Here is a 17,996-nt window from a genome sequence, read left to right on the forward strand (position 1 = left end):
TGATGATGTATCCGCAATTTGCTTTGGAATTGAGTTTGAACGATGAGCCGCGATTGGAGAATCTGATCGTCGGGCGTAATGTCGAGGTGCTTCGACATCTGCATGATCTGATCGCAGACCGTTTTGAGCCGATGGCTTTGTATTTGTGGGGCGCGGGCGGTGCGGGCAAAACGCATATTTTGCGCAGTTTGGCTGTATCCGATCGTGCGCGCTATCTGACGGCGGCTGATTTTGAGCGCGAAGTCGAGCCGGGCGATTACCGCTGGTTTTTGGTGGACGATGTGGATGGGTTTTCTGCGCAGCAGCAGACGCATTTGTTTCATTTGTTCAACGCGGTTCGCTCTGAAAAAACGATGCCTTTGCATGAGAATCGACACATGGTGTTGACCGCGAGTTGCTCGCCGGCGCATTTGCCAATCGATTTTTTACCCGATTTGCGCACGCGGTTGGCGTGGGATTTGGTGTATGAGCTGTATATACTCAGTGATGAGGAAAAAGCGCAGGTGCTGTTTGAACAGGCGGAGCAGCGTGGGTTGACGCTGGGACACGGGGTGATTGATTATATGTTGCGTTATTCCAGTCGCGATTTGTCGAAATTGCATGAATTTTTGGTGCAATTGGATCGCTACGGCTTGCAAAAGAAGCAGGCGATTACCGTGCCGTTACTCAAGGAATGGTTGAACGCTGATGCGCATGAAACGAGCGCCGTTGATCCGTCGGTCGCCAATCAATGACATAGATTTAGGAATGTAATGAAGAAAACAATCGCTTTATTTGATTTGGATAAAACCTTGATTCCGGGCGACTCGGATCACGGCTGGGGGGCTTTTTTGTCCAAAAACGGTTTTGTGGATGCGGTCGGATTTAAGAACAAGCATGATTACTTTTATCAACAATATTGCGCGGGAACGCTGGATATTATTGAATATTCGGAATTTGCCTTTGAAGTGCTGACGCAGCATCCGATGGCGGAATTACAGCAATGGCGCGAGCAGTTTATGGCCGAATTGATCGAGCCGATGATTCAGCCGCAAGCGTTGGATTTGGTGAAAAGGCATCAGGATGCCGGTCACGAATGCGTGCTGGTGAGCGCGACCAATGAGTTTGTGATTGAGCCGATCGGCTGGCGTTTGGGTTTTGAGCATATTATCGGCACGACGCCGGAGCAAAAAGATGGCCAATTTACCGGTAAGGTTTTCGGCACGCCGAGCTTCCAAGCGGGTAAAATCACGCGCGTGCAACAGTGGTTGAACGAGCGCGGCGCGGATTGGGACAGAGTGGTTACTTTTTTTTACTCGGATTCGATGAACGATGTGCCGTTGCTGGAAAAAGCCACGTTTCCGATGGCGTGTAATCCCGACGACACCTTGCGTGGCATTGCGCGGGCGCGTCACTGGCCGATTTTAGAATTATTTGAGATGCAGTAAAAAATACGATAGATAAAAATGATAAAAACTTTTATAAAACAACTGTTTACGCCTAAAAGTCGTCAGGCGAAAAGCGCTACCGCCGATGAGTTGAGTGCAGCAGGCAGTGCGAGCGGAATCGCAGGCACTTCACGCGAAGCGCGCAAAAAACTCAAAGCGCGAGCGAAAAAGCCGGTGCTGCATAAAGCGCACTCGTATCCGGCGAAAAAACACGGCATCAATCCGCGTCACATTCCCGAGTCGGCGCGCGTGGTCAGCGAAACTTTGAGCGAAGCGGGTTTTGAGGCCTATGTCGTTGGCGGCGCGGTGCGCGATTTGATGCTTGGGCACATTCCGAAGGATTTTGACGTGGCGACCAACGCGCGCCCCGAGCAGGTATTGAAACTGTTTCGTCGCTCGCGCATCATTGGGCGACGTTTTCGCATCGTGCATGTGCTGCACAAGCGCGATTTGATTGAGGTTACGACCTTTCGCTCGGATAATTTGGAAGATCAGGAAACCGATGAACACGGACGCGTACTGCGCGATAACGTCTATGGCAATATCGAGTCGGACGCCTCGCGCCGCGACATGACGATCAATGCGCTGTACTACGACGTGAAGCGCCAAGTGGTACTTGATTACCACGGCGGGGTGAGTGATCTGAACGATCAGGTGCTGCGCATCATCGGCGAGCCGGAAACGCGCTTTCGTGAAGATCCCGTGCGCATGTTGCGCGTGTTGCGTTTCATGGCTAAATTCGGTTTTGAGGCCGAGGCGCACACACTGGATGCGATGCAGGCCAATCGTGGCTTGCTCGGGCATATTCCTTCGGCGCGCTTGTTTGACGAAACACTGAAATTTTTTACTACGGGGCATGCGCTCAGAAGTTTTGAAGTGCTGCAAAAATATGGCTTCACGGCCTATTTGATGCCGGTTTTGCACGATGTGGTGCAAAGCGAACGCGGCATGGATTGGGTGCGCTCGGTCTTGGCTCAGACCGACGAGCGCGTGCATGAGGACAAATCCATTTCGCCGGGCTTTTTGTTTGCCGCGTTGATGTGGTTGAAGGTAGAAGAACGCTGGTTGGTGCATCAAGTGCACAATCCGGTGGTGGTTGCGCTGGACTTGGCGATGGGCGAAGTGATCAATCAGGACAAAGATCAAGTCACCATGACCAAACGTTTTGTCAGCGATATGCGCGATATTTGGAGCATGCAGCCGCGCTTGGAGCGCCGTTTGCCGCGCCAGATTCAGCGCGTGTTGGAAAACCCGCGTTTTCGTGCTGGTTACGACTTTTTGCTGCTGCGCGCGCAACGCGGGCATTTGGGCGAAGAGGGCCTGGAGGTCGCGACATGGTGGGGCGATATGTACGCAGCCAATGGGGCTGAACGGCATCGCATGATTGAGGCGCTGCGCCAGCAACCGAAAAAAGTCAGCACCTCCGCTACGGGGGCGGCTCAGGCCGATGGTGCAGACAAACCGAAAAAGCGCCGTCGCCGCCGCAAACCAAAGGCAAAAACCGCAGAGGGCACAGGTGCAGTTGAACAACATTCGCCATCGGCAAACGAGACCTCATGAGTGCGACGAATCATCCTGCGGTAACGGCATTCATCGGCATGGGTGGCAATCTCGGGCAGGCACGAACCACGGTATTGGCGGCGATTGACGCATTGGCGCAGCTACCGCAAACACAATTGATCGCCAGCTCGCCCTTGTACGGCAGTGCGCCGCTGGGTGAAAATGCCGAAGGGCCGAACTATGTCAATGCGGTGGCGCAGTTGCACACCACTTTGTCGGCGGATGCGCTGCTGCGTGAATTGCACCGCATCGAAGGCGCGTTTGGCCGTGCGCGCAGCTACAAAAATGCGCCGCGCACCCTCGATTTGGACATCTTGCTGTACGGCGACACAGTGTGTCATACCGATACGCTGACGCTACCGCATCCGCGTATGCACGAGCGCGCCTTCGTGCTCTATCCACTGTTTGACCTCAAACCCGACATCTCGTGGCATAATGCGCTCGGACAACGGGTGTCGGTGCGTGATCTGAAAGCGCAGATTGCCGATCAAGACATCTCACGATTGGATTAAAGAATTAAGGAGAATACGATGAGCCAAAACGCCGCTTATGGAAACGCCGCGACATCAAACCAAGGTGCTGCGGAGAGTAAACCGCTCAAGCCGATTTCCTTGACCGTATTGCAGGAAATGAAAGCCAAGGGCGAAAAAATCGCCATGTTGACGTGCTATGACGCATCCTTTTCCGCCTTGCTTGACAGCCAGCATGTGGATTGTATTTTGGTGGGTGACTCCTTGGGCAATGTGATTCAAGGCCAACGCACCACCATTCCGGTGCAAATGGCTGACGTGGTGTATCACACTAAGGCAGTGCTGCGCGGGCTGTACACCCGCCCGCAATCGCGCGCATGGGTCGTGGCCGATATGCCGTTCGGCTCGTATGGCACGACCGAAGACGCGCTCCATAACGCCGTCAAGCTGATGCAAGCGGGCGCACACATGGTCAAGGTTGAAGGCGGTGCGTGGCTGGCTGAAACCGTACGTCGGCTGGTGAGTAACGGTATTCCGGTGTGCGCGCATTTGGGTTTGACGCCGCAATCGGTATTCCAGCTCGGCGGCTTTAAAGTTCAGGCGAAAACCAATGCGGCGGCGGATCAGTTGTTACAGGATGCCTTGGCCTTGCAGGAAGCCGGTGCGAGTATGCTGGTGCTTGAGGCTGTGCCGATGCACGTGGGCAAATTCGTCACCGAACACGTCAAGATGGTCACCATCGGTATTGGCGCGGGCAAAGACACCGACGGTCAAGTATTGGTGTTGTACGATATGCTGGATGTTTTTCCGGGCAAAAAAGCCAAATTCGTCAAAAACTTCATGCAGGGCAAATCCAGCATTGCGGAAGCAGTAGCCGAATATGTGGCACAAGTTAAATCCGGCGAATTTCCGCAGCCTGAACATGGCTTTACAGGGGGCGCATAATGTTACGCAAACTGAGTTTATTCGTGGTCAGTGCCGTGTTACTCGCAGCGTGTCAAACCCAGCCACAAAGCCCATCACAAACCAAGCCTGTGGCCAAACCGACGGGGATGCAAATCTGCAAATTCCGTCCAGAGGCCTGTACCATGCAGTACGATCCGGTGTGTGGTTACGATAGCGCAGGGCGTCCGTTACAAACCTATGGCAACGCGTGCAGCGCCTGCGTTAATACCGAAGTACACAGCTTTACGCCGGGCGAATGCAATGGCAGCGCCAGTCAATAATCTTTAAAAATTCACTCATACAGTCTCAGGAATCAGCATGCGAATCATTTCCGATATCAACGAATTACGCTCACAAATGCACGGGCAAAACCGTGTGGCTTTCGTGCCGACAATGGGTAATCTGCACGAAGGACATTTGAGCCTGATGCGCTTGGCGGCGGTGCATGGTGATCCGGTGGTGGCCAGTATTTTTGTCAATCGTTTGCAGTTCGGCCCGAACGAAGACTTTGAGAAATACCCGCGTACCATGCAGTCGGATGTGGACAAGCTGGAAAAGGAGCATGTCTACGTCCTGTTTGCACCGACTGAAAAAGAGCTGTATCCGGAGCCGCAAGAATACCGCGTTTTACCACCGCATGATTTGGGTGATATTCTCGAAGGCGAGTTTCGCCCAGGGTTTTTCCAAGGCGTGTGCACGGTGGTGTTAAAACTATTCTCCTGCGTTCAGCCCAAAGTTGCGGTATTTGGCAAAAAAGACTATCAACAGCTGATGATTATTCGCTCGATGTGCCGTCAGTTGGCCTTGCCGGTGGAGATCATTGCAGCGGAAACCGTGCGCGATACGGATGGTTTGGCCTTGTCCTCGCGCAACCAATATTTGTCCGCTGATGAGCGCGCAGAAGCACCGCGCCTGTACCGTGTGCTGCATCAGGTGCGTGAGCGACTGCTGGCCGATGTGTCCAAGCACGCCGATCAGTTGGCGCAATTGGAGCAGGACGCAGTGAGTGAGTTGAGCGCGAACGGTTGGAAACCCGATTATATCGCGATTCGTCGTCAGCACGATTTGCTCGAACCGAACGTGGAGCAGGTGCTTGCCGGAGAACCGTTGGTGATTTTGGCAGCAGCACGTTTGGGCACGACCCGATTGATTGACAACTTGGAAATTTAAACCGAATTTAATAGCACGTAATAGCACGTAATAGCACTTAATGACACTTAAAGAAATGGAGATTGATATGATTCAACGTATAGACAGCAACAACCGCATGAGCCAAGCCGTCGTTTACAACGGCGTCGTGTATCTCGCCGGACAAGTGGACGAATCGGCCAGCGCCGATGCGCCGGGTACGGTATTGCAACAAACCACCAATATCTTGGCGCAGGTCGATGGCTTGCTGGCTAAAGTGGGCACGGATAAAAGCCGCTTATTGACCGCGACCATCTACTTGACCGATATTGCCACCTTTGATGAGATGAATCAGGCGTGGCAAGCTTGGGTGTCGCCACAAGGTCTGCCCACCCGTGCGACGGTAGCCATCGGTGCGTTGGCAGGGGCTGAATACAAAGTCGAAATCGTCGTGACTGCAGCGGTGGCTGCCGGCGCGTGCTGTTCGGGCGAATCCGAAGGCAAAGGCTGCTGCGCTTAATCATGTGTATCCAGCACAAAAATGCCCGAGTTATTACTCGGGCATTTTTGATGTGTCCATTGTCGCTTGTTTGGGAAGAGAAGCGAGGAACGGGGCGCGGATGCAATTGGGTGCAATCGGGTGCAATGAATTGCGCCCCTACGACGGTTTTATTGTGCTGATGAGTAAGGCATGATTGATCGTGCGCGACAGACTTAATCCGACGCGGTTTTGCGCATCGCTACCTTGAATAACTCACTGATGGCTGTATCGCGTGCGCCGGGTACGAGGGTGAAGGTTTCACCTGCGCTCAGCGTACCGGTGCGAACCACCGCCAGATAAAAGCCGCAGTATCCGGTGTGCGCCATTTTTTTCGCGGCGCGTTTGTCATTCATCACCGCATTGAATTTAAAGCACGGCTGGCGGGGTTCGGTCACGCGCAGCACACAGTCGGCAAAGTGCAATTCGTCGCCGACATAGACATCCTGTTCCAGCAAACCCGAGAGTGTCAAATTTTCACCCATGCTGCCGTAGGGCAGAGGCTTGTCCAGTCCCAATAGACTTTGCTGCTCACGCCAATACGGATAATGCTCCGATGGGTAGGCGTAAACCGCTTTGGATAGGCCGCCATGCACGCTCAAATCGGCTTGTTCGTCGCCATCCAGCCCCAAGGGTTTGACCGTGACCGCGCCGGAAACATTGGTTTTTTCAATTGCGGAAAGGATCGGCTTGCCTTCAATCAGTAATGGCTGGGCGCGTGCGACTTGGATGCTGAGGAGTTTGGGTGTGGTCATGGTGTTTGCTGAAAGAGAAGGTGCATTATTTTAATACGCACAAAAGAATCTATGCGCGTTTTTCAATATGCGTTTGTGTCTATTTCTTGCATCAGGGATAATAAGCAACTGTATTGGAAATCAACGGATGAATGATTATGGATGTCAAAATTGAATCAACGTGGAAACAGGCGCTCGCGCATGAGTTTGCCCAGCCGTATTTCGAGCAAATCAAAGCGGGACTGATGGCGTGTAAAACTGCGGGTAAAACCTTTTATCCTCGGGGCAGTCTGATTTTTAATGCGTTTGATACCACGCCGTTGCCGCAGGTCAAAGTGGTGATACTCGGGCAAGACCCGTATCATCAGCCGAATCAGGCGATGGGGCTGTCGTTTTCCGTGCCGCATGGTGTGGCGATTCCGCCGTCTTTGCGCAATGTGTACAAGGAGTTGGCGCGCACGATCGATGGCTTTGTGATTCCGAATCACGGCGATTTGACGCACTGGGCGCAGCAGGGCGTATTTTTGCTCAATGCGGTGCTGACCGTGGAGCAAAGCCGCGCCGCAAGCCATGCGGGTTTGGGTTGGCAAAACTTCACCGATGCGGTGATACGCACGATTTCCGAGCGCAATGAGGGCGTGGTGTTCATGCTTTGGGGTAACTTTGCTAAGAAAAAAGCCGAGTTGATTGATGCGAGCAAACACCATATTTTGACCGCCGTGCATCCGTCACCTTTGGCCGGTGGCGGTTTTTCCGGTTGCAATCATTTCGCCAAGGCCAATGAATTGCTGATCGCTCAGGGCAAAACCCCGATTGATTGGCAAGTGTAAGCTCAAAAGCGCCCATTCAGTGGAAAAGCCAGTAGAAAAGCGGGGTTCTCCCGCCTAAAATCTGGGCAAGGGCGCGGGCTTCCTTTATAATAAGACATTATTTAACAGCATCCTGAAAATGGTCTTTCTATGAAATACATCTCTACCCGTGGTCACGTCGGCGGTGAACAATTTTGCGATATTTTATTGGGCGGTCTGGCGCCGGATGGCGGTTTGTATCTGCCCGAGGCGTATCCGCAAATCTCCAAGGCGGAATTGGCCTCTTGGCGTCATCTGTCGTATGCGGAACTGGCGTTTGCGATTTTTAGCAAATTTGCGACCGATATTTTGCCGGCCGATTTAGCGCCGCTGGTATCGAAAACCTATTCGCCGCAGGTGTTCATCAATGCGCGTCCGGGGCAATGGATTGAGGACATCACGCCGTTGAAAGTGTTGGGCAAAGAGAAAAAGACCACGCTGTCTTTGCTCGAATTGTCCAATGGCCCGACGCTGGCGTTCAAAGACATGGCGATGCAATTGCTCGGCAATCTATTTGAATACGTTCTGGCGCGTCGCGGGCAGCATTTGAATATTTTGGGTGCGACCTCGGGCGATACCGGCAGCGCGGCGGAATATGCCATGCGTGGCAAGAAAAACGTGAAGGTATTCATGCTCACGCCGAAAGGTAAAATGAGCCGTTTTCAAACCGCGCAGATGTACAGCTTGCAGGACGAAAATATTTTCAATATCGCGATTGAAGGCGTGTTTGACGACGCGCAAGACATCGTCAAAGCAGTGTCGAACGATCATGCGTTCAAAGCCGAATACCAAATCGGTACGGTCAACTCGATCAACTGGGCGCGCGTGATGGCGCAGGTGGTGTACTACTTCAAAGGCTATTTCGCTGCGACGCAAAATGACGATCAACGCGTATCATTCACCGTGCCATCGGGCAATTTTGGCAATATTTGCGCCGGTCATATTGCGCGTCAAATGGGGCTGCCGATTGAAAAATTGGTGCTTGCTACCAACGAAAACAATGTCTTGGACGAGTTTTTCAAAACCGGCGTGTACCGCGTGCGCGGTGCGAAAGACACGCACCACACCAGCAGCCCGTCGATGGATATTTCCAAAGCATCGAATTTCGAGCGTTTCATATTCGATTTGATGGGACGCGATGCGGGCAAACCCCGTGCCTTGTTTGAACAGGTAGAAAAAACAGGCCAGTTTGATTTGTCGGGCACGCCTGAGTTTGCGCAGATTCGTGAGCAATACGGCTTCGTCTCCGGCGCCAGTACGCACAATCAACGACTGCAAGCGATGCGCGAAGTGTACCGCGAATACCGTGAAATCATCGATCCGCATACGGCCGATGGTGTGTTCGTCGCGTATCAATATCTGGATGATGGCGTACCGATGGTGGTATTGGAAACCGCGCAACCGGCTAAATTTGAGGATACCATCAAAGAGGCATTGAGCATTATTGCACCGCGCCCTGACGCGACGCGCGACATTGAGTCATTGCCACAGCGGGTATTTAATTTACCGAACAATGTGGACGCGATCAAACAGTTTATTCGTGAACAGGCTTGAATTAACGCAATCAACGCCCATATTCAAAATAGCGACCGCTTATTTATGAATCAACCAATGGAATAGAGAGCATGAACGAGAATAACCACGCCAATGTAAACGAACAAAATTCGCCTCAAACTGAAGAGCCCATCCAAACGGTGGGCGAGGTAGAGGATGTGAGCTTGGACTTCAATCAGTTGGATGAACAGGCCGCAGACAGTCCCTTGACGTTGCTGGAGGACGAAAATGGTCGGTTGAAAGATCAATTACTGCGCATGGCGGCCGAGATGGAAAACCTGCGCCGTCGTGCGGCGGAGGATGTGAGCAAGGCACACAAATTCGCGATCGACAAATTCGCCGATGCCCTGATGCCGGTACAAGACAGCTTGGAAAAAGCCGTACAAGATCACAGTGGCGACATCAACGTGATGCGTGAAGGCGTGGAATTAACGTTTAAACAACTGATCGGTGCGCTGGAAAAGGGTGGCGTGGTTGCGGTTGATCCGAAGGGTGAAAAATTCGACCCGCATTATCACCAAGCCATTTCCGTGGTGCCATCGGAATTGGAAAGCGGTATGGTGGTGGAAGTCATACAAAAAGGCTTTAAAATTGCCGATCGTGTCCTGCGTCCGGCGCTCGTGATTGTGGCGCAGTAAATAGTGCAGTGAGTGGCACGAGCATATAAATAGCGCAATCGGTGTATCATCAGAATGCGAACAATTGAATGAAAGGTGGGAGATTCCCGCCTTTTGTTCTTTAAAAAACCATTTTCAGCAAAACCTATGGAAAAAGTTTTTTTGGTACACGGCTTATGGATGTCCGGCTATGCCTGTCTGTACTGGCGGCAAGCCATCCGCGATGCTGGTTGGCAACCGGTCATTTACTCCTACCCGACCGTATTCAACCGCATGGATCAAAACGCGGATCGGCTTTGGCGCGCGGTGCAACGCTCTATCAAAGACAAAAATACCGATCGCTTGCATTTTGTCGGTCACAGCATGGGTGGGATGGTGATTTTGCACATGCTGCGTCGTCACGGTCATGAATTCGGGCAAAACGGTTTGCCCAAACTCGGGCGCGTGGTGCTGTGCGGTAGTCCGATCAATGGCTCGCACTCCGCACAAGAGGTGCAACGTTGGCCGGTGGTAGGGCGTGCGCTGGGTAAATCCATTTTAGACTGGCCGGGAATTGCGCGTGAAGAGTTACCGAACGATTTGGACATCGGCGTATTGGCCGGTACGCGCAATTTAGGCTTTGGCCGCGTGGTTAAAACCCTGCCTCAGCCAAGCGACGGTACGGTGAGTTTGATTGAAACCGAGCTGCGCGGCGGCGAGACCGATCGTGTGTGCATGAATATCAGCCATGCGGAAATGCTGTTCGCACCGGCGGTGAATACGCAAATCACACATTTCTTGCGCAATGGGCGGTTTTTGCATCGAGCCCACAGTAACACATAAATAAGCGTTCAATTTAATACGGCGAGCAAAGATGCTCGCCGTTTGAGTTTATTTTTATGGTTTTGGTGCTTGCTCGGGTTTGTTTGGCACGTAGATTTGATCAAAAACGCCGCCATCGGCAAAGTGCGTGGTTTGAGCTTTGTTCCATCCGCCGAAGCGTTCATCTACTGTGAATAAGCTCAATTTGGGCAAACGTGCGACGTCTTGTGGATCGGCCAACTCCGGTTTGATCGGACGGTAGAAGTTCTTCGCGATGATTTTTTGTCCCACAGGTGAGTAGAGGTATTCCAAATATGCCTTGGCCAAATCTTCCGTACCGTGTTTTTTGGCATAGCTATCGACTACAGCGACCGGCGGTTCAGTCAAAATAGAGACCGGCGGGGTGATGATTTCAAATTTATCCGAGCCAAATTCTTTGAGTGTTAAATAAGCTTCGTTTTCCCAAGTAATCAGCACATCGCCAATGTTGTTTTTGGCAAATGTGGTGGTTGAACCGCGAGCGCCGGAATCCAGTACAGGGACGTTTTTATACAGGCTGCCAACGAAGTTTTTCACTTGTGCTTCGTCTTTGTTGAATTTATCTTCGGCGAATCCCCACGCGGCTAAGTAGTTCCAGCGTGCGCCGCCACTGGTTTTGGGGTTCGGCGTGATGACTTGTACCCCAGGTTTGACCAAATCGTCCCAATTTTTAATCGCTTTGGGGTTACCTTTGCGCACCACAAAGACGATGGTGGAGGTGTACGGTGAGCTGTTGTGTGCCAAGCGCGTTTGCCAGTTATTTGCCGTCAATCCTTTTTTGGCGATGCTGTCGATGTCGTAGGCCAATGATTGTGTGGCGACGTCGGCTTCTAATCCATCAATGATGGCTCGGGTCTGTTTACCGCCACCACCGTGTGATTGCTCAATGCTGATGTGTTCGCCTGTTTTCCCTTGCCAATATTTGATGAACTCAGGATTGAATTCTTGGTACAACTCGCGGGTTGGATCGTACGAGACGTTGAGCAGTTTGCGTTCAGCTTTGCCCTTACCGCCGCAGGCGACCAGAGCAGTGCCAATCAAGCCGATGATCAATGCGGATGCGATTTTTTGTTTGATGGTGTTACCCAATATCATGTGAAAACTCCTTAAAAATAAAATGTTTGTCGTTTTTGTATATGACATCGTTATATTAAATAAGATTTAATATAATTAAAAACAATTAAAAATGCTTTGTTTATCGTAAATATGGGAATAAGAGATATGAAAAAGAGTGCAACACCATCTGCACTCTTTTGCATCAAGCATGAATTTTTATGTCATCGCGTTGGATTAATGGCTTCGCGCACGGTGATTTCATCCAAATGCGGATTACACAGTTCAATAAAGCGATAAGCAAAGCCGCGTAGAAAATGTCCTTGACGTACCGCAATTACGGTGGTGTTTGGCTCAAACAAATGTTCTGAGTGCAATAATTGAAGTCCTGAATCTTTGGTTGGATGAAATCCCATCGAGGCAATAATCCCCACGCCCAAGCCTATTTCGGCGTAGGTTTTAATCACATCCGAATCCATTGCCGACATGATGATGTCGGGTTTGAGCCCTGCTTGGGCAAAGGTTTTATCAATAGACGGTCGACCGGTGTAGCCATCGTGGTAAGTGATAATCGGATACTGGCTAATGGCTTCAAGCGTCAGATTGGCCTGCTGTGCCAGTGGGTGATCGGGCGTTACTACGGCGGCGTGGTACCATGTGTAGTAGGGAAATGACACGAGGTCTGGGATATTGGGCAGTGCTTCTGTAGCGATGCCCAAATCGGCACGCCCGTTCAAGAGCATGGTGGCGATTTCCTCGGGACTGCCTTGATGCAGACGTAAATGAACTTTAGGAAAGTTTTCTTTAAATGCTTTGACCACCGATGGCAGGGCATAGCGCGATTGGGTGTGCGTGGTGGCGACTGTGAGTTCACCTTCATCGCGGCTGGTGTATTGATCCGCCAAGTTTTTGATATTTTGCGCATCAATGAGCATCCGTTCAACAATCACCACGAGTTCTTTTCCGGGTGGAGTTAGACCGAGCAAACGTTTGCCTTTGCGCACGAACAGTTCTACGCCCAATTCGTCTTCTAAATCTTTGATGTGCTTGGACACACCCGATTGTGAGGTGAATAGGGCGTTGCCGACTTCGGTCAAGTTGAATTGGCAGCGCACGGTTTCGCGGATAATTCGCAGTTGTTGAAAATTCATGTACGCTCCTATATGCCGCTACCGGCATCTTCAAATACGCTCAGGCGTGATGGAACCAGAATCACCTGCTGACCTTCGAGCAAATTCATCTCCTGCACGCGTTGTCGAGCCAATTCGACCTCGAAGTGCTGACCCGTGGCGCCATTGGTACCGTCCAGTTCGACTTTAGAATTGGCGGAAAATGACAGGATGCGGGTGATTTTTGCATGTATCCCTTCAATCGCTCCTTTGGTCGTGCCATCAATGGCGTTCTCAGGGACGATAATTTCCAGCTCATGTGGGCGGGCAAAGGCGAGTACCTGCGCGCCTTGTGTCAAATCATTGGATTGATTGCGAATGACATCTGTACCGACACGCACCGCGTCACCCTCAACGCGGCCATGAAACAGATTGACCGAACCTAAAAAGCTATACACAAATGGTGTGGCCGGATGACGATAGACTTCCTCGGCTGTGCCGATTTGCTCAACGCGACCGTGATTCATCAACACAATGCGGTCGGCAACTTCAAGAGCTTCTTCTTGGTCATGGGTGACGAAAATCGAAGTGATGTGCAATTCATCATGCAATCGACGTAACCAGCGACGCAACTCTTTGCGTACTTTTGCATCCAATGCACCAAATGGCTCATCGAGCAGCAGCACCCGAGGCTCCACCGCCAAAGCGCGTGCCAAAGCAATGCGCTGGCGCTGTCCGCCGGACAGTTGCGTGGGCAAACGATCTGCCAGCCAGTCCAGTTGAACCAAATTGAGCAATTCATGCACCTTGGCTTTAATTTGAGCTTCGCTGGGGCGTACCGATTTATGCTTCATGCGCATGCCAAAAGCAATATTGTCGAACACAGTCATGTGGCGAAACAGTGCGTAGTGTTGAAAAACGAACCCGACTTGGCGCTCGCGCACATGTGTATTGGATGCGTCTTCACCCTCCAAAATCACCTGTCCTGCATCGGGTGTGTCTAAGCCGGCGATGATGCGTAAAAGCGAGGTTTTGCCGCAACCGGACGGACCGAGTAGGGCGACCAATTCGCCGCTCGGGAAATCCAAAGAAATATTGTCCAGAGCGATAAAATCACCAAATTGCTTATGAATATTTTTAACTTGAATGCTCATGTTTGAGTCCTTATTGCTTCATATTATTTCGGGTGAGGTAGTGGTACGTGGCGCTTCCATCGGTAATTCATCATCACTGTGATGGATGCGTGATTCCACCCAGGTTTTGATGATTAAGGTGATCAATGCCAACACCGCCAATAATGACGCCACCGCGAAGGCAGCTGAAAATTGATATTCGTTGTACAAAATTTCGACGTGCAAGGGCAGGGTATTGGTTTGTCCGCGAATGTGACCCGATACCACCGACACCGCGCCGAATTCGCCCATCGCGCGCGCATTACACAAAATCACACCGTACAACAGGCCCCATTTCACATTCGGCAAGGTCACATGCCAAAATGTTTGCCAGCCATTGGCGCCCAGTACCATGGCGGCTTCCTCCTCCTCTTTACCCTGAGCCTCCATCAATGGGATCAGCTCACGCGCTACAAAAGGAAAAGTAACAAAAATCGTGGCCAGAACAATGCCCGGAACGGCAAAAATAATTCGAATATCGTGTGCGGACAACCACGGACCGAACCAGCCTTGCGCACCGAACAGCAATACATAAATCAAGCCGGCGACCACCGGTGATACGGAAAAAGGCAAATCAATTAAAGTGGTCAATAACTGCTTGCCACGAAACTCGAATTTAGCAATCGCCCATGCGGCCGCAACACCAAAAATCAAATTGAGTGGTACAGCTATTCCAGCAGCGAGCAAAGTCAATTTGAGTGCAGATAAAGTATTGTCATCAAGCAATGCTTCAAAGTATGTCTGCACGCCTTTGCGCAAGCCCTCAGTAAATACCGCAATTAAAGGCAAGAGCAAAAAGAAGGCAAAAAAGCTCAAAGCCAGCGTTAAGATCAAATAGCGTACCCATGGCGATTCTTGAGTGGCCGAGCGTTTCTCAAACTTAGTCAAGCGACTTTGTGTGAAGCCCATTACGAAACCCTCCCGATGCGTTTGGCCGTCCATGCCTGTAATACATTGATCAGCAATAACAGCCCAAACGATATGAGTAACATCACCAAAGCAATTGCGGTGGCGCCGTTGTAATCGTATTGTTCCAGCTTACTGATAATCATCAATGGCGTGATTTCTGATACCATCGGGATATTGCCCGCGATAAAAATTACCGAGCCATACTCGCCAACCGCGCGTGCAAAGGCCAGCGCGAATCCGGTCAACAGCGCCGGCCACAAAACCGGTAAAACCACAAACCGAAAAGCCTGCCAGCGATGAGCGCCGAGACTGGCCGCCGCTTCCTCGAACTCGGTATCCATATCCTCCAAGATAGGTTGTACCGTGCGTACCACAAAGGGCACGCCAATGAATGTCAGTGCAACCAAAATCCCCAAAGGCGTATACGCCACCTGTATCCCCAAAGGCTGTAAAAACTGACCAATCCAGCCGTCTTTGGCATACAAAGTAGCCAAGGTAATTCCCGTCACCGCAGTTGGTAGGGCGAAAGGCAAATCCACCAGTGCATCGACCAATCTCTTGCCAGGAAAAGAATAGCGCACCAAGGTCCAGGCCAGTAGCAAACCAAATACCGCATTGATACAAGCGGCCAATAGAGCAGCGCCAAAAGAAACTTTGTAAGTAGCTACAATGCGTGGATTACTCACTGTTTGCCAAAAAGCTTCCCAGCCCATGGTTGATGTTTTGAAAAAAACCGCAGACAGCGGAATCAATACAATCAGGGACAGATAGAAAACTGTATAGCCCAACGCCAAATTAAAGCCCGGCAGAACATTGCGGGCTTTGGCAGGGCGTAATGAGATTGATCGTGGTGGAAGTAATGGCCTCGTATCGCTCAAATCAAACTCCTTGATAGATGAATTTATTATTTAATAGACAAATTTTAATTCTTATTTTTTATAACAACAAATAAGAATAAATCAAGAAGATATGAAAATTTATGCTATAGACAATGTTTAATGCCATTGATTTGTGGGTTGTGTAGGTACTGATCTTAAATAAAGGACAGATTTGTGGGGGCGATTCTGGCAACGCCAATCTAAGTAGGTCGTAGGAAAGAATGAAATATGGATAAAATTGCGCGAATGTCACTCAGGCGTTAGAATGACACTTTGTGTTTGACACTTTCATCAGGAGTTCCCATGCCCGCATATCGTTCCAAAACCTCTACTTCAGGCCGCAATATGGCAGGCGCGCGTGCGCTGTGGCGCGCCACGGGCATGAAGGACGAGGATTTTAGCAAGCCGATCATTGCCATTGCCAACTCATTCACGCAGTTTGTCCCCGGTCATGTGCATTTAAAGGACATGGGGCAGTTGGTCGCGCGCGAAATCGAAGCGGCAGGCGGCGTTGCCAAAGAGTTCAACACCATTGCGGTCGATGACGGTATTGCAATGGGGCATGGCGGGATGCTGTATTCCTTGCCATCACGCGATTTGATCGCGGACTCGGTCGAGTATATGGTCAATGCGCATTGCGCCGACGCGCTGGTGTGTATTTCCAACTGTGACAAAATCACGCCGGGCATGCTCAACGCGGCTTTGCGTTTGAATATTCCTGTGGTGTTCGTTTCCGGCGGGCCGATGGAGTCGGGTAAAGCGGTGTTGAATGGCAAAATCATCAAACTCGATTTGGTCGATGCAATGGTCTCTGCTGCCGATCCGCGCGAATCCGATGCGGACGTGGCGCAGATCGAACGCTCGGCCTGTCCGACCTGTGGTTCATGCTCGGGCATGTTCACCGCCAATTCGATGAACTGTTTGACCGAGGCCTTGGGCTTGAGCTTGCCGGGCAATGGTTCTTTGCTGGCCACGCACGCCGATCGCAAGGAGTTGTTCCTGCGCGCGGGGCGTCTGGTGGTTGAATTGGCCAAACGCTATTATGAGCAAGACGACGACAGCGTTTTGCCGCGCAATATTGCGAACAAAGCTGCGTTTGAAAACGCCATGTGCTTAGACATCGCGATGGGTGGTTCAACCAACACGGTGTTGCATTTGCTCGCAGCGGCGCAGGAAGCAGGTGTGGACTTCACCGTCAGCGATATTGACCGCCTCAGCCGTAAAGTGCCGAATCTCTCCAAAGTCGCGCCGGCCACGCAGAAATACCATATGGAAGACGTCCACCGCGCCGGTGGTGTGATGGGTATTTTGGGTGAACTCGATCGTGCTGGTTTGATTGACCGTGCGTGCACAACCGTCCACAGCGCGAGCATGGGCGATGCGCTCAATCAATGGGACATCATGCGCACGGATGATGCGGCGGTGCACACCTTCTTCAAAGCCGCACCGGCAAACGTACGGACGCAAACCGCGTTTTCGCAAGACAAACGTTGGGAAACACTGGACAACGACCGCGCCGAGGGCTGTATTCGCAATCTCGAACATGCTTACAGCAAGGACGGCGGTCTGGCCGTATTGTTCGGCAACATTGCGTTGGACGGTTGCGTGGTAAAAACTGCTGGTGTGGACGAATCCATCCTCAAATTCTCAGGTCCGGCGCGGATTTTTGAGTCGCAAGATGCTGCGGTTGAAGGCATTTTGGGTGACAAAATCGCGGCAGGTGATGTGGTCATTATCCGCTACGAAGGCCCGCGCGGCGGTCCGGGTATGCAAGAAATGCTCTATCCGACCAGCTACATCAAATCCAAAGGCTTGGGTAAAGCCTGCGCGCTGATTACCGACGGACGTTTTTCCGGCGGCACATCGGGTTTGTCCATCGGTCACGTTTCACCCGAAGCGGCTGAAGGCGGCGCAATCGGATTGATCGAAGAAGGCGATATGATCGATATTGATATTCCAAACCGCACGATCAATGTACGCATCAGCGATGAGGAGCTGGCTAAACGCCGCGAGGCGATGAATGCCAAAGGCAAAGACGCATGGAAACCGATTGGCCGCAATCGTGTGGTCAGCGCGGCGCTGAAAGCTTATGCGGCGATGACCACTTCGGCATCACGCGGCGCGGTACGCGATGTAACTTTGTTGGATAAATAAACACGGGACATCCAAGCGTTAAGCTATATTGGGGGCGCATTTTGCGCCCCTTCGTTTTTT

19 protein-coding genes are annotated in these 17,996 nt (G+C 51.4%); 13 read left to right on the forward strand and 6 right to left on the reverse strand.

Annotated features, from left to right (window positions below; all coding sequences use genetic code 11):
* Positions 1–2: 2 nt before the first annotated feature.
* The 8 genes from ACZ41M_RS01965 (at position 3) to ACZ41M_RS02000 (ending at position 6,050) form a co-directional block, all read left to right on the forward strand.
* On the forward strand, positions 3–734 hold the full coding sequence (locus tag ACZ41M_RS01965; protein WP_464730529.1) for an HdaA/DnaA family protein: 732 nt from the start codon (positions 3–5) through the stop codon (positions 732–734).
* A gap of 18 nt (positions 735–752) precedes the next feature.
* Positions 753–1,427, forward strand: a complete 675-nt coding sequence (locus ACZ41M_RS01970) for a histidinol-phosphatase (protein WP_464730528.1) — start codon at positions 753–755, stop codon at positions 1,425–1,427.
* An 18-nt stretch (positions 1,428–1,445) separates the two neighbouring features.
* On the forward strand, positions 1,446–2,987 hold the full coding sequence (gene pcnB / locus ACZ41M_RS01975) for a polynucleotide adenylyltransferase PcnB (RefSeq protein WP_464730527.1): 1,542 nt from the start codon (positions 1,446–1,448) through the stop codon (positions 2,985–2,987).
* Complete coding sequence (folK, locus tag ACZ41M_RS01980; protein WP_464730526.1) at positions 2,984–3,499, forward strand: 2-amino-4-hydroxy-6-hydroxymethyldihydropteridine diphosphokinase; 516 nt, start codon at positions 2,984–2,986, stop codon at positions 3,497–3,499. Before pcnB ends, folK begins: the two co-directional genes overlap by 4 nt.
* Before the next feature lie 93 nt (positions 3,500–3,592).
* On the forward strand, positions 3,593–4,402 hold the full coding sequence (panB, locus tag ACZ41M_RS01985; RefSeq protein WP_464732132.1) for a 3-methyl-2-oxobutanoate hydroxymethyltransferase: 810 nt from the start codon (positions 3,593–3,595) through the stop codon (positions 4,400–4,402).
* On the forward strand, positions 4,402–4,683 hold the full coding sequence (locus tag ACZ41M_RS01990) for a Kazal-type serine protease inhibitor family protein (protein ID WP_464730525.1): 282 nt from the start codon (positions 4,402–4,404) through the stop codon (positions 4,681–4,683). The genes panB and ACZ41M_RS01990 overlap by 1 nt, the downstream gene beginning before the upstream one ends.
* Positions 4,684–4,720: 37 nt before the next feature.
* A complete protein-coding gene (gene panC, locus ACZ41M_RS01995) occupies positions 4,721–5,572 on the forward strand; it encodes a pantoate--beta-alanine ligase (RefSeq protein WP_464730524.1) in 852 nt (283 codons plus the stop codon).
* A gap of 61 nt (positions 5,573–5,633) precedes the next feature.
* On the forward strand, positions 5,634–6,050 hold the full coding sequence (locus ACZ41M_RS02000; RefSeq protein ID WP_464732131.1) for a RidA family protein: 417 nt from the start codon (positions 5,634–5,636) through the stop codon (positions 6,048–6,050).
* Positions 6,051–6,244: 194 nt separating this feature from the next.
* Here the strand turns inward: ACZ41M_RS02000 and ACZ41M_RS02005 are convergent, their stop codons facing one another.
* Positions 6,245–6,823: an MOSC domain-containing protein gene (locus ACZ41M_RS02005; RefSeq protein ID WP_464730523.1), complete on the reverse strand. Its 579-nt coding sequence runs from the start codon at positions 6,821–6,823 to the stop codon at positions 6,245–6,247.
* Positions 6,824–6,960: 137 nt separating this feature from the next.
* Between ACZ41M_RS02005 and ung the strand changes: the two genes are divergently transcribed.
* From ung to ACZ41M_RS02025, 4 genes are all read left to right on the forward strand, one after another.
* Positions 6,961–7,632, forward strand: coding sequence for a uracil-DNA glycosylase (ung, locus tag ACZ41M_RS02010; protein WP_464730522.1), 672 nt, complete (start codon positions 6,961–6,963; stop codon positions 7,630–7,632).
* A 129-nt stretch (positions 7,633–7,761) separates the two neighbouring features.
* The gene (gene thrC / locus ACZ41M_RS02015; protein ID WP_464730521.1) at positions 7,762–9,204 is read left to right on the forward strand and encodes a threonine synthase; all 1,443 of its coding nucleotides are present in this window, start codon (positions 7,762–7,764) and stop codon (positions 9,202–9,204) included.
* 71 nt (positions 9,205–9,275) lie between these two features.
* Positions 9,276–9,842 (forward strand): nucleotide exchange factor GrpE, encoded by a 567-nt coding sequence (gene grpE / locus ACZ41M_RS02020; RefSeq protein WP_464730520.1) that lies wholly within the window; start codon positions 9,276–9,278, stop codon positions 9,840–9,842.
* A 126-nt stretch (positions 9,843–9,968) separates the two neighbouring features.
* Positions 9,969–10,643, forward strand: a complete 675-nt coding sequence (locus ACZ41M_RS02025; protein WP_464730519.1) for an esterase/lipase family protein — start codon at positions 9,969–9,971, stop codon at positions 10,641–10,643.
* A gap of 54 nt (positions 10,644–10,697) precedes the next feature.
* Here the strand turns inward: ACZ41M_RS02025 and ACZ41M_RS02030 are convergent, their stop codons facing one another.
* The 5 genes from ACZ41M_RS02030 to cysT form a co-directional block, all read right to left on the reverse strand.
* The gene (locus ACZ41M_RS02030; protein ID WP_464730518.1) at positions 10,698–11,756 is read right to left on the reverse strand and encodes a sulfate ABC transporter substrate-binding protein; all 1,059 of its coding nucleotides are present in this window, start codon (positions 11,754–11,756) and stop codon (positions 10,698–10,700) included.
* Positions 11,757–11,938: 182 nt separating this feature from the next.
* Positions 11,939–12,865 carry a CysB family HTH-type transcriptional regulator gene (locus tag ACZ41M_RS02035; protein WP_464730517.1) on the reverse strand — a complete coding sequence of 309 codons (927 nt, stop codon included), beginning with the start codon at positions 12,863–12,865 and terminating at the stop codon, positions 11,939–11,941.
* A gap of 8 nt (positions 12,866–12,873) precedes the next feature.
* Complete coding sequence (locus ACZ41M_RS02040) at positions 12,874–13,977, reverse strand: sulfate/molybdate ABC transporter ATP-binding protein (protein ID WP_464730516.1); 1,104 nt, start codon at positions 13,975–13,977, stop codon at positions 12,874–12,876.
* Positions 13,978–13,995: 18 nt separating this feature from the next.
* The gene (gene cysW, locus ACZ41M_RS02045; RefSeq protein ID WP_464730515.1) at positions 13,996–14,904 is read right to left on the reverse strand and encodes a sulfate ABC transporter permease subunit CysW; all 909 of its coding nucleotides are present in this window, start codon (positions 14,902–14,904) and stop codon (positions 13,996–13,998) included.
* The gene (cysT, locus tag ACZ41M_RS02050) at positions 14,904–15,782 is read right to left on the reverse strand and encodes a sulfate ABC transporter permease subunit CysT (protein WP_464730514.1); all 879 of its coding nucleotides are present in this window, start codon (positions 15,780–15,782) and stop codon (positions 14,904–14,906) included. Before cysT ends, cysW begins: the two co-directional genes overlap by 1 nt.
* Positions 15,783–16,085: 303 nt before the next feature.
* Here cysT and ilvD point away from each other — a divergent pair, with 303 nt between their 5' ends.
* Positions 16,086–17,936, forward strand: coding sequence for a dihydroxy-acid dehydratase (gene ilvD / locus ACZ41M_RS02055; RefSeq protein ID WP_464730513.1), 1,851 nt, complete (start codon positions 16,086–16,088; stop codon positions 17,934–17,936).
* The last annotated feature ends 60 nt before the right edge of the window (positions 17,937–17,996 follow it).

The organism is Puribacter membranae, from assembly GCF_055380425.1.